11 protein-coding genes are annotated in these 11,876 nt (G+C 45.2%); 8 read left to right on the top strand and 3 right to left on the bottom strand.

The annotated features are described in order from the left end of the window. Positions 1-19 precede the first annotated feature (19 nt). On the bottom strand, positions 20-778 hold the full coding sequence (locus HB364_RS23975; RefSeq protein ID WP_167290865.1) for a response regulator transcription factor: 759 nt from the start codon (positions 776-778) through the stop codon (positions 20-22). 149 nt (positions 779-927) lie between these two features. Between HB364_RS23975 and HB364_RS23980 the strand changes: the two genes are divergently transcribed. The 7 genes from HB364_RS23980 (at position 928) to HB364_RS24010 (ending at position 8,211) form a co-directional block, all read left to right on the top strand. Further along, complete coding sequence (locus tag HB364_RS23980; RefSeq protein WP_246228592.1) at positions 928-1,587, top strand: DUF3667 domain-containing protein; 660 nt, start codon at positions 928-930, stop codon at positions 1,585-1,587. Between the two features lie 375 nt (positions 1,588-1,962). Beyond that, positions 1,963-2,415: a CoxG family protein gene (locus HB364_RS23985; RefSeq protein ID WP_167290866.1), complete on the top strand. Its 453-nt coding sequence runs from the start codon at positions 1,963-1,965 to the stop codon at positions 2,413-2,415. 38 nt (positions 2,416-2,453) lie between these two features. Next, a complete protein-coding gene (locus HB364_RS23990; RefSeq protein ID WP_167290867.1) occupies positions 2,454-2,936 on the top strand; it encodes a (2Fe-2S)-binding protein in 483 nt (160 codons plus the stop codon). Beyond that, the gene (locus tag HB364_RS23995; protein WP_167290868.1) at positions 2,933-5,308 is read left to right on the top strand and encodes a xanthine dehydrogenase family protein molybdopterin-binding subunit; all 2,376 of its coding nucleotides are present in this window, start codon (positions 2,933-2,935) and stop codon (positions 5,306-5,308) included. Before HB364_RS23990 ends, HB364_RS23995 begins: the two co-directional genes overlap by 4 nt. A 27-nt stretch (positions 5,309-5,335) precedes the next feature. Next, positions 5,336-6,166 (top strand): FAD binding domain-containing protein, encoded by an 831-nt coding sequence (locus HB364_RS24000; RefSeq protein ID WP_167290869.1) that lies wholly within the window; start codon positions 5,336-5,338, stop codon positions 6,164-6,166. A gap of 18 nt (positions 6,167-6,184) precedes the next feature. Beyond that, positions 6,185-7,093 (top strand): AAA family ATPase, encoded by a 909-nt coding sequence (locus HB364_RS24005; protein ID WP_167290870.1) that lies wholly within the window; start codon positions 6,185-6,187, stop codon positions 7,091-7,093. Continuing rightward, the gene (locus HB364_RS24010) at positions 7,090-8,211 is read left to right on the top strand and encodes a vWA domain-containing protein (RefSeq protein ID WP_167290871.1); all 1,122 of its coding nucleotides are present in this window, start codon (positions 7,090-7,092) and stop codon (positions 8,209-8,211) included. Before HB364_RS24005 ends, HB364_RS24010 begins: the two co-directional genes overlap by 4 nt. A 134-nt stretch (positions 8,212-8,345) precedes the next feature. Here the strand turns inward: HB364_RS24010 and HB364_RS24015 are convergent, their stop codons facing one another. After that, positions 8,346-8,795 (bottom strand): SRPBCC family protein, encoded by a 450-nt coding sequence (locus HB364_RS24015; RefSeq protein WP_167290872.1) that lies wholly within the window; start codon positions 8,793-8,795, stop codon positions 8,346-8,348. A gap of 339 nt (positions 8,796-9,134) precedes the next feature. Between HB364_RS24015 and HB364_RS24020 the strand changes: the two genes are divergently transcribed. Next, positions 9,135-10,901, top strand: coding sequence for an ABC transporter ATP-binding protein (locus HB364_RS24020; RefSeq protein WP_167290873.1), 1,767 nt, complete (start codon positions 9,135-9,137; stop codon positions 10,899-10,901). 47 nt (positions 10,902-10,948) lie between these two features. Here the strand turns inward: HB364_RS24020 and HB364_RS24025 are convergent, their stop codons facing one another. Next, a complete protein-coding gene (locus HB364_RS24025; protein WP_167290874.1) occupies positions 10,949-11,749 on the bottom strand; it encodes a response regulator transcription factor in 801 nt (266 codons plus the stop codon). Positions 11,750-11,876: the final 127 nt, after the last annotated feature.

Genomic DNA, 11,876 nt, shown 5'->3' on the forward strand with positions numbered 1-11,876 from the left:
ACAGGCAGTTCATGTAGCATTAAATGAGTTTACTGTTCACTGCATGAGATAATGCGTCCGCAATGTTGCTTACCTCCAGGCGCTCGAATATTTGTCGGCGATAGTATTTAACGGTATCAGGCGCAACAAAGATCTTTTCTGCAATCTGGTTAATAGAGAGCCCTTGTGCATACAAGCGCAACACTTCTATTTCCCTGTCAGTGAGTACAGGTTTCGCTGATTTACGCCATATTTTCTTCCCGACGATTAGCTCCCACACTTCGTCGAAGCCCTGCTTATAAATACGAACATTGCCAGCTGTTTGATGATGCGAGAGCGATACGATACACATTGCCTTCCACATCCTTCCGTCCTGAGTAAGAAAAAGCGGTGTCAACTTATGATTGATCAGAATAGGCTTACCGTCTTTATTGACCAGGTGGAAGTCATACGTGATGCTGTAAAGCTTTCTTTCATTTTCAGGAACATTTGCATAAAAATCAAACCCCGCTTCGTTAATTAGCTCCAATAGTTCGAGGTCCTTTTCCGGAACGTGCCGAAAGTAAAATTCATAGCCCAGTTGCAGTACATCTTCAGCTGAAAGCCCGCATAGAAACAGGGGGTTCTCTGATACATACTCAAAAGACATATTGGTATAATCAATCAGGTATACACTTTCGTATGTTAAGCGGGCAAATGCCTTCACCACTTCCAGGTAATGCTGTTCATGCCGGTCGGTTTCCGGAATTTCTCCTAATTTATTCTTCGTCAGTAGGCTAGAACTCGATTTTTTTTCCAACTAAAGCATTTAAGTGGTTATAAATTTACACTCAAGTGTAGACTTTTGCAAGTACTTTGTTTTGATATTTGACAGAAATAGATGTTGTACTAATGAATTGCAGAAGCTGTCACCAGATCGTAAGTGAAAATTATTGTGGTAATTGCGGTATGCCTGTTGCTCTGAAAAGAGTTGACGGGCCTTACATCATCCATGAAATTCAGCATGTACTACACTTTGAAAAGGGAATCCTGTACACCATCAAGGCATTATTGTTGCAGCCTGGACAAAATATCAGGACATTTCTCACCGAAAACAGGAGCAGGCTTGTTAAACCGATCCTTTTTATCGTCGTTACTTCTTTGCTCTATACAAGCATTACTCATTTTTTCCATATTGAAAGACAGTATGCTGCATCCGGCAGGCTGGCACATTCAGCCACAATGGCAATCATGTCATGGATCGAAAGTAATTATGGTTACGCCAACATTATTATGGGAGTTTTTATCGGCCTTTGGCTGAAATTACTATGCCGGAAAAGTGGCTATAATTTCTTCGAAATATTGATTATGCTGTGTTTCGTAATGGGGATAGGTATGCTCCTATTCGCTGTGTTTGCCTTGATCGAAGGAGTAACCAGGGTTGACCTGCTCAAGGTAGCAGGAACTGTTACCTTTATTTATTGCTTATGGGCAATCGGTCAGTTTTTTGACGGAAAGAAGGGTGCCAGTTACTTATTTGCTTTTATAGCGTATCTGCTGGGAATGGTGTCATTTACAATGACAGCTATTTTGACCGGGTTTTTAATAGATTTATTTAACAATTCTTAGATAGGCTCTTTTACCATTCAACCGCCCGGTTGTAGTCTCGTTTTTCGCTTCAGACAGCGTATGCTGAATCCGATAAGTGAACGTTTTATACTTCGCATAATTTGTTTACAAAAACGTAGTGGTATCATTCGCCCCGTTCTTTACCAATCAGTTTTTCTATAATAGCTGCCATCTCCAAGCAACTGGCTTTTGAGTAGGGCCTGGCTAAAAAGCCAATATCACCTAAAGAAGTTTTTTTAAGGAATATATAAGATTGCTTGAAAATTTTTCTTAACTTAATAAAGGAATTTAAAGAACGATTGCACCGGAATTATTTCCTTCCACCCGGCTCACTTTTATATACTCCGCTCCCTTCGACTATAAAACTTGCCATATATGCAGTTTTCGGGGGAACATACTTTGAATGCAGCGCCGCCTATAATCTGGGCGATGTTGATGGATATAGATACCCTCGCTAAAGTAGTGCCCGGAATTTCCCATCTTGAAAAAACAGGAGACAATACTTATAAATCCACGCTTGACATTAAGCTTGGACCGGTAAATGGTTCCTTTACCGGCAACCTGCTGTTGGATGACTTAAACGAACCTGCTGGATTTACATTGAGGATGCAGCAGAACAGTAAAATAGGTAATGCCAACGCGACCATAAAGATCAACCTGCTGCCTGTTGATAATAATCAGACTAAAATTTCTTTTGATGGTGACGTGAAATTGTCCGGCCTGTTGGCAAGTATGGGGCAAAGAGTAATGGGCGGGGTTTCAAATACACTCGCCAAACAGTTTTTTGAAAATATAGAGAAAGAATTGGGAAAAGAACCTGTACACTAAAGAGATTAATATTCATAATAATTTTAAATAGAAACCCCATGAGCACCAGGATTAATGTAACGGTTAATGGTACAAAGTACGACCACCGCATTGAGCCAAGATTGCTACTGGTTCAATACCTGCGTGATGTGTTGCGGCTGACAGGCACACACGTGGGCTGCGACACCACTGGTTGCGGTGCATGCACCATACATGTCAACGGTAAAGCCACCAAGAGTTGCACGCTGTTGGCTGTGCAAGCCGATGGCTATGAAATAATGACTATTGAAGGACTATCTCAAAACGGTGAACTGCATCCGCTGCAGGAAGCCTTTAACGAATGCCATGGATTGCAATGCGGCTTTTGCACACCAGGTATGATCATGGCAGCGCTGAACCTGCTGCAATACAATCCACAACCAACGGAAGAAGAAATTCGGGTGGCATTGGAAGGCAATCTTTGTCGCTGCACCGGCTATCACAACATTATTAAATCAGTGCAGTATGCTGCCCAAAAAATGAAAAAGGAGGTAGCTGTATGAGTGCAACAAATGGATTGATCGGAAAATCCGTTAAACGGGTTGAAGATAAACGATTCACTACCGGAAGGGGTAATTATACAGATGATATAATACTACCGCATCAAACTTACGCATCATTTGTACGAAGCCCTTATGCGCATGCAAAAATTGTACATATTGATACGGCTGCTGCCAAAGAAATGCCTGGCGTGATAGCCATTTTCACTGGCGCTGACGTGGCTGATATAAATGGGGTTCCCTGCGGCTGGCAGGTGAATTTCAAAAACGGCAACGCGATGAAAGAGCCTAAACATCCGCTGCTGGTAGCTGATAAAGCGAAACATGCAGGAGATGCAGTTGCTATAGTGATCGCTGAAAGCCAGGAAGAAGCCACTGATGCTGCTGAAGCAGTGAATGTGGAATATGAAGAACTTCCCTGCGTAGTGGATGCTGCCAAAGCCGTACAACCAGATGCGCCGCTGGTGCATGATGAAGCGCCCAATAATGTTTGTTACGATTGGACGCTTGGTAACCCCATCGAAGAGGTGAATGATGCGATGAGCAAAGCTACACACATTACCAGTTTGGAATTTGTAAACCAGCGCCTCGTACCAAACGCCATTGAGCCACGCTGCTACAACAGTTCGTATGATCCCGCCACTGAAAAATATACTTTGTACACCAGCTCTCAAAACCCACATCTCATTCGCTTATTGATGTGCGCATTTGTACTGGGGATCCCGGAACATAAGGTCCGGGTGGTAAGCCCTGATGTAGGCGGTGGTTTTGGAAGTAAGATATTTCATTATACCGAGGAAGCACTGCTTACCTGGTGTACCAAAAAAATCGGGCGTCCTGTTAAATGGACTGCTGAACGAAGTGAAAGCTTTATGCTGGATGCACATGGCCGTGATCATATCACCAAAGCAGAGATGGGTTTCGATAAAGAAGGGAAGATTGTCGCCCTGCGCGTAAAAACCTTTGCCAATATCGGCGCTTATCTTTCCACTTTTGGCAGTTGTGTTCCCACTTATTTGCACGGCACCCTGCTGCAGGGTTTATACACAACACCAAAAATAAATGTAGATGTTACTGCCGTATTCACCAATACAACCCCGGTTGATGCTTATCGCGGCGCCGGACGCCCCGAAGCCACTTATTTGCTCGAAAGATTGATCGATCTGGCAGCATTGGAAATGAATACTGATCCCGCTGAGTTGCGGTTTAAAAATTTCATTCCACCTTTTGACGGCGTGAATCAGCCGGGTTATCAAACCCAGGTGGCATTGCAATATGATAGCGGGAATTATGAAGGCGTATTAAAGAAAGGCCTGGAGATGCTTGGCTACGCGGATGTACGCAAAGCACAGAAAGAAGCTGCTACCAATGGTAAATTGTTGGGCGTAGGTTTTTCAACTTATATTGAAGCATGTGGCATTGCGCCGTCTGCAGTAGTGGGTTCGTTAGGTGCAAGAGCCGGCTTATTCGAAGTTGGCCAGGTCCGGGTACAACCAACGGGGAAAGTAAGTGTTTACACGGGTGCCCATTCTCATGGACAAGGACATGAAACCACTTTTGCGCAGGTCGTCGCCGACAAGTTTGGTATTAGTATGGATGATGTGGAAATTATCCATGGCGATAGCGAAAGTGTTGCATTTGGCATGGGCACCTATGGTTCACGCAGTCTTGCCGTAGGTGGCAGCGCCATTGTAAAAAGCATTGAAAAAATTATAGAAAAAGGGAAAAAGATCGCCGCACACAAGCTGGAAGCCAGTGCGGATGACATAGATTTTGCAGGAGGAAAGTTTACAGTAAAAGGGACTGATAAGTCGGTTGGATTTGGTGAGATCGCGCTCACGGCTTATGTACCGCATATTTATCCCAAAGACCTGGAACCGGGCCTCGACTTCAGCAGCTTTTATGACCCGGCCAATTTCACGTATCCATTCGGTTGTCATATTGCTGTAGTAGAAGTTGACAAAGAAACCGGAAAGGTTGTATTGAAACGTTTTATTGCTGTGGATGATGTCGGTAATGTGATCAACCCAATGATTGTGGAAGGGCAAATACATGGCGGTCTGGCTCAGGGCATCGGGCAGGCGTTGTTTGAAGGCGCCGAGTATGATGACAACGGGCAGCTCACCAACGCCTCCTATATGGATTATTGCATGCCCCGTGCGGATGATTTCCCGATGTTTGAAACGGGCAGCCAGGTCACCCCTTGCCCGCACAACCCGCTTGGCGTTAAAGGCGCCGGCGAAGCGGGTACCATAGGCTCCACGCCGGCGGTAGTGAATGCGGTGATAGATGCGCTCTGGAGCGGTGGACACAAGGTGAAAGATATCCGCATGCCGTTAACACCGGAAAAAGTATGGAGAGCCATGCAGCACTAATTTTATCATCAAAAATCTTACATTATTATGATACCCGCCGCATTCGATTATCAAAAAGTAAGGACCGTTGAGGAGGCCATTGCTGCTTTGGCAGGTGGTGGAAAAATATTAGCCGGTGGCCATAGTTTGATCCCCGCCATGAAGCTTCGGCTGAACCGCCCCCCAAAACTGGTGGACATTGCAGGCATTTCCGATCTTAAAGGTATTAAAGAAGAAGATAGGGAAATCGTCATAGGCGCAACAGCAACGCATGCAGAGATTGCCAATGATAAGCACATTAAAGACAACTTTCCCTTTTTTGCAGAAGGCACTGCTTTAATTGGCGATATGCAGGTCCGCAATCACGGCACTATCGGTGGCAGTATCGCTCATGCCGATCCGGCAGCAGACTGGCCCGCCCTGGTATTGGCAGCCGATGCTGTTATTGAAGTACAGGGCAGCAAAGGCAAAAGGAGAATAAAATCAACGGACTTTTTTACCGGCCTTTTCTCAACGGCATTAGAGGATGACGAAATTATCACCGCTATTCGTATTCCGGTTCCTTCCAATGGGGCTAAGACAACTTATCAAAAGTTCGCGCAGCCTGCTTCAAGGTTTGCCATTGTAGGTTGTGCGGTAATGCGTTTTGCGGATGGCAAAACAAATATTGCATTCACCGGGGTATCGGAAAATGTATTTCGTGCAGGCCGGGCAGAGAAAGTTGTTTCCGGAAACCCATTAAATGATGCTTCCATTGCTGCAGCGGTTGGTGCCGCTCTCCAGGGTGTATCCATTTTGAGCGATCATTATGCATCGGAAGAATACCGCAGCCATCTCGCAAAAGTGTATTTGAAAAAAGCGTTGCTGGCTGTTGGATAAAACCAGGAAGATTGTCAGATGTCAAATCTCAGGACTACCCAATTACAGGATATCCAAAACATGTTGGAGCAGCAGGGATACATAACAGACAAGTCTGTTGCGATGTCTGTTTTTCTCTCCCTGCAATTGAATAAGCCTTTACTGGTAGAAGGACCGGCCGGGGTGGGCAAAACTGAAATTGCCAAAGTGATGGCCAACGCACTGAAGACTGATCTGATCCGGCTGCAATGCTATGAAGGTCTGGATGCAACGCATGCTTTATACGAATGGAATTATCAGCGGCAATTGCTGCACCTCAAGATGACGGAGCATGACTCCCATTCGGTCGATGAAAAGGAAAAAACGATATTCAGCGATGCCTTTTTGATGAAACGCCCCCTTTTGCAGGCTATTACCCATCACCAAAAACCAGTCTTACTCATCGATGAAATTGACAGGAGTGACGAGGAGTTTGAAAGCTTTTTACTGGAGATGCTGAGCGACTGGCAGATAACCATTCCGGAAATAGGCACCATGAAGGCCACATTTATTCCGCAGGTGATATTGACCAGCAATCGTACCAGAGAACTGAGCGAAGCCCTGCGCCGGCGGTGCTTGTATTTATACATTGACTATCCTGATTTTGAAAAAGAATGGCTGATCGTCAAAAACAGGGTGCCGGGTGTTGATGCAAAATTGGGTGCACAGATCACCCGGTTTATGCAGGAGCTGCGCCTGCTGAAGTTGGAAAAAACACCTGGCATTGCAGAAACAATTGACTGGGCAGTCGCCTTGTCGGTCCTGCACGTTGACCATCTTGATAAAACAACGATCGAACAAACACTGGGTGTCGTACTGAAGGAATGGCGGGATACGCGGCAGGTGCAAATGTCATTAAGCGAATTGATGGAGAAGACAAAGATCCATTCCAAATTTGATAGTCCATGATTGGCAGATTGACCTCACTTTCAAAGAACATTGTGCAGTTCTGTATATTTCTGCGCAGCAAGGGATTTGCTGTTGGCGTGGAAGAAGAGGCTATCATGCTCGAAGTATTACAGTTCCTGGATTATACAAGCTATGAGGCGTTTTTTATGTCTTTGAAAACGGTGCTTTGCCGCAGCAAAACGCAATGGGATGCGTTTGATAAGCTTTTCAGGGAGTACTGGGAGCAGGTTAGCCAGGCGGTGGATGCAAAGCTGAAAGCCGAAACGAAAAAAAAGAAACAGCCTGTTTCCCGGCAGCAACAATTCAGCTCATTAATGGCCTGGATGAAGGGTAATAAAAATAAGGAGGCGGAAGAAACGGCTGCCTATAGTATGAACGAAGCTCTATCCAGGAAAGATTTTTCGGCTGTACCTGAAAGCGAAGTGGATGAACTCATGAGATGCATCAGGAACTTGTCGAGACGGCTTGCCGCAAAAGCGAACCGGCGCTATGAATTTACCCGTAAAATTGACTTACCCGATTTACGAAAAACCCTGAGAAGAAATCTCCGCAGAGGCGGCGAACTGATCGATATTATCTATCGCCGGCCTAAACGCAACCGCCTAAAGCTACTGCTGCTTTGTGATGTAAGCAAATCCATGGAATTATATTCGGCATTTCTGCTTCAGTTCATGTACGCCTTTCAACAGGTGTATAACCGGATGGAAACATTTGTCTTCAGCACATCACTTAAAAGAATAACGCCTTTGTTGAAACAAAAAAACTTTCATGATACATTGGAGTTATTGAGTACCGAAAGTGATGGGTGGAGAGCGGGTACCAGGATCGGAGAGTCGCTACATGCATTTGTGGAAGACTACAGCAGGAAATTAGTCGATTCGGGAACTATTGTAATCATACTAAGCGACGGATGGGATATGGGTAATATTGATATGCTTCAAAAAAGTATGAAGATCATACAGGAGAAAACAAAAAAAGTGATATGGCTAAACCCACTGGCTGGATATGCTGCTTATCGTCCTGATGTCGCAGGAATGAAAGCTGCCATGCCTTATATTGATGTATTTGCACCTGTTTACAACGCAGAAAGTTTAAGGACACTAACAAAATGGTTATAACCATTTTCCGGGTTGTCTTTTTTCTTCCCTTCAATGAATTATTTGCAGAGCTGTTCAGGCAATATCAAAGCCGCGTACATCGAATGATTTACGCGGCTTTGTGTTTTTAAGAAATAGCATCAGGAATATTGTAATCAGGCATCCGGTATCTCAGGCTCTACTAACTTAGCCAGCTTTTCCAGCGACTCCTGCCAACCTAAATAGCACATTTCAACAGGTATAGCAGGAGGAATTCCTTCCTGTGTAATTTTTATTTCTGTACCCGCAATGGTTTTCCGGAGCGAGACAGTGACGGTCATTTCTCCCGGCAGGTTTGGATCATCAAACTTATCAGTGTATTTCAAAAACTCATTAGGTTTGATTTCCAGGTAGGTTCCACCGAATGAATGGCTATTCCCGGTTGAAAAGTTTTGGAATGACATCTTATGAGAACCACCAATCTCTACCTTCATTTGGTGAACGGTGCAAAGAAAACCATAAGGAGGCAACCATGACGCAATGGCGGAGGCTTCAGTAAATGCGCGGTATACTTTTTCCGGCGATGTTTTAAGAACTCTGTGCAGCGAAACAACATTGTTGGACATAAGCTATGTTTTTGATCCTACTCGTCTGGCTTTTCGGCTCCGCCCGTTTTTGAAGTGGTCACTGCTCCACTTACCATTTGTATTGGTTGAACAAAATTAAAACGGATGGGTTTCTCCTGGCATGGGCATTTGCGCCAATATGAAGGCAGTTTGCGACTATTTGCATGTGTGCAAAGTGAGGATAAGCATAATCGAAACAGGACTATCTTAAGGTATTGAAAAAACTAATACCCTGTTTGAAAGATTTTCCAGACCTTTGGCACTCCGCTCCGATCCCACCCTTCTTCCCGGAATTCACCAGGAAGAAACCCAATTTATTTACTTTTCATTGATTAGGATATGCCCAATCCATATATTTCTCTATTACGTACCGCCTGGCATTATGCACGCCATGAACGAAAGAAATACGTACTTATATATACGTTATTCGTTTTCGCCAATGTGATCTTCTCCCTGAACCCCATTCTTTTCGGATGGTTTATCGGGAAAATTCAACAGGATACCCAACGGGTCTTTTATTATGCCCTTCTCTACGCCCTTACTTATTTTGGATTGAAATTCGTGGAATGGAGCTTCCACGGGCCTGCCCGTATTATGGAGCGCCAACTGGCCTTCAACCTCAGCCGCAACTTCCTGATGGAACGCTATCACCAGGCACTGCACCTGCCGGTAAAATGGCACCAGGACCATCACAGCGGTTCTACCATCAACCGCATCCGGAAAGCCTATGAAGCACTGAAAGAGTTTTTCGACAAAGGATTCATGTACATCCATGCGCTGTCCAAGCTGGTGTTTTCTGTGATCGCCATGCTGTATTTCTCTCCGCTGTTTGGCAGCATCGGCATCCTGCTCGGCATCTTCACCATTTGGGTGATCATGAGATTCGACAAGCCCTTCATCAAAACACTCGATGAGGTGAATGAGCGGGAGCACGTTGTATCTTCTACGCTGTTCGACAGCTTGTCGAACATCATGACCGTCATCACGCTTCGCCTGGAGAAAAGCATGGAAGGTGGCTTGCTGAACAAAGTGCAGTTGATTGCACGGCCGTTCAGAAAGAATGCGGTGATCAATGAATGGAAATGGTTTGTGGCCGATATGCTGGTGACCCTCATTTATGTGGTGATCGCCGCAGGATTTGTATACCAAAACTGGGAATCCGGTAAGATGTTCCCCGTGGCCGGACTGGTTACCCTGCTGGGCTTTGTTACCCAGTTCACCACCGTATTCCACGACGTGGCCTGGCAATACACCGAAATTATACAGTCCAACACGCATGTAGAAACGGCCCGGAATATAGAAAAGGCCTACCAGGAACAGCATCGCCCCGACCAACCCACAGACTTGCCCGGTAACTGGCAAACCATTGAGCTTAAAAACCTCCATTTCTCACACCGTAATCAATACGACAGCGACCACGCCCCGCAAAGCCTGCATAACCTGCACCTCACGATCGGCCGGGGGAAAAAGATTGCCCTGATTGGTGAAAGCGGTAGTGGAAAGAGCACTTTGTTGTCTTTATTAAGAGGGCTGTACAATCCTGAGGCAGGCATACAGTTACTGGTAGATGGTAAACCCTTTGCGCTGGCCACGATCAATGAAACCGTCACGCTGTTCCCACAGGAGCCGGAGATCTTTGAAAATACCATTGCTTACAATATCACGCTCGGCCTTCCCTTTACCGACGAGGAGATCATGAAGGTTAGTGAAAGCGCTCATTTCACCGATGTGATTCACCAACTGCCCAAAGGATTGGAATCGGATATACGGGAAAAAGGCGTAAACCTGTCTGGTGGTCAGAAACAACGGCTGGCGCTGGCCCGTGGTATCCTGGCGGCCAGTGAAAGCGAAGTCGTGTTGCTGGATGAACCCACCAGCAGTGTTGATCCTAAAACGGAAGCCATGATCTACCAGAAAATGTTTACTGCTTTCAAGAACAAGGCGCTCATTTCCTCCATGCATCGCCTGCACCTGCTGTATCAGTTCGACTATATTTATGTGCTGAAGCAGGGAAGGATTGTAGCGGAAGGAACGTTTGACTACCTGCGCGAACACAACCCCCTCTTCCAGGAACTATGGAAACACCAGGAGGAAACTGCCAAATAACAGTAAGTCCGGGCAATACAACGGAGTCGCTTAAACAATAATTATCCTTACCGGAAACCCAATTGCCTGAAGAAAGATTCTTTATAGTTTTTGCCGATAGCAATTTCGTATTGGGCAATACATACCTGTTCCTTATTGAAGGATTGAATAGCATCTACATTGACTACGGAGGAACGATTGATGCGTGCAAACCTGCTGTAATTGATCCGCCGCATTACCTGCATCAGGGATAGCCGGATAGTAAACTTCTTATCCTTAATAACAATATGGACATAATTACCCTCTGCTTCCATGTATAGTATTTCACGGAGGTTTATTTTGACAAACTGGAAGTTGCGCTTCAGGAAAATATAATTCCCCTGCCGCAGAATAATCTCATTGTCTGTAACATCCTGCCCGTTCCTTTTCACAGCAGCCGGCAGCAGGGAATGTTCTTCTGTCATAATATCCTGCTCTCCGCAGGTGATGAAATTATGGATGGCCATCTCGGTGGTAATACATACCTTACTACTATTATAGGGCTGCGTAAGAAAAGCTACCGGGTATGTCTGTTTAATTCTGCTGATGGTGGCGTCGTCGGCAATCTCTATAAGATAAACAACCGGTACCCGCTTTATTTTCATTAATTCATGCACCGTATCAATACTGTCCCTATCACCCGGGATATGGATATTTATTAAAATAATGTCCACGTCATTTTCCCGGAAAAGCCGGCTTGCTTCTTCCCCCTGCTCCGCAATACCAGCTATTACATATCCATGTTGCTCCAGGCTGACTGATATCCCCAGGGCCAGCATGGGATCGGCTTCTACTATCAGGACTTTTACCAGTTCGGGCTCAATTTTCATAGAAACATCATTTCTGTGCACTGTAAAACATTAGCACATAAAACACTGCAGCAAAATTGAGCTATTAAATGCGGTAGTGTGGTAGTAATAGTTGGATTTTTGGCTGTACCAGTGGCCTCATAATATA

Origin of the sequence: Paraflavitalea devenefica (genome assembly GCF_011759375.1) — a bacterium.
Classification (GTDB): domain Bacteria; phylum Bacteroidota; class Bacteroidia; order Chitinophagales; family Chitinophagaceae; genus Paraflavitalea; species Paraflavitalea devenefica.

What these genes read in the sequence shown, in the direction of transcription:
- HB364_RS24025 (WP_167290874.1), bottom strand. Translation starts at nt 11,749, where the DNA reads ATGAAAATTGAGCCCGAACTGGTAAAAGTCCTGATAGTAGAAGCCGAT.
- HB364_RS24020 (WP_167290873.1), top strand. Translation starts at nt 9,135, where the DNA reads ATGCCCAATCCATATATTTCTCTATTACGTACCGCCTGGCATTATGCA.
- HB364_RS23995 (WP_167290868.1), top strand. Translation starts at nt 2,933, where the DNA reads ATGAGTGCAACAAATGGATTGATCGGAAAATCCGTTAAACGGGTTGAA.
- HB364_RS23985 (WP_167290866.1), top strand. Translation starts at nt 1,963, where the DNA reads ATGCAGTTTTCGGGGGAACATACTTTGAATGCAGCGCCGCCTATAATC.
- HB364_RS24005 (WP_167290870.1), top strand. Translation starts at nt 6,185, where the DNA reads ATGTCAAATCTCAGGACTACCCAATTACAGGATATCCAAAACATGTTG.
- HB364_RS24015 (WP_167290872.1), bottom strand. Translation starts at nt 8,795, where the DNA reads ATGTCCAACAATGTTGTTTCGCTGCACAGAGTTCTTAAAACATCGCCG.
- HB364_RS24010 (WP_167290871.1), top strand. Translation starts at nt 7,090, where the DNA reads ATGATTGGCAGATTGACCTCACTTTCAAAGAACATTGTGCAGTTCTGT.
- HB364_RS23980 (WP_246228592.1), top strand. Translation starts at nt 928, where the DNA reads ATGCCTGTTGCTCTGAAAAGAGTTGACGGGCCTTACATCATCCATGAA.
- HB364_RS23990 (WP_167290867.1), top strand. Translation starts at nt 2,454, where the DNA reads ATGAGCACCAGGATTAATGTAACGGTTAATGGTACAAAGTACGACCAC.
- HB364_RS24000 (WP_167290869.1), top strand. Translation starts at nt 5,336, where the DNA reads ATGATACCCGCCGCATTCGATTATCAAAAAGTAAGGACCGTTGAGGAG.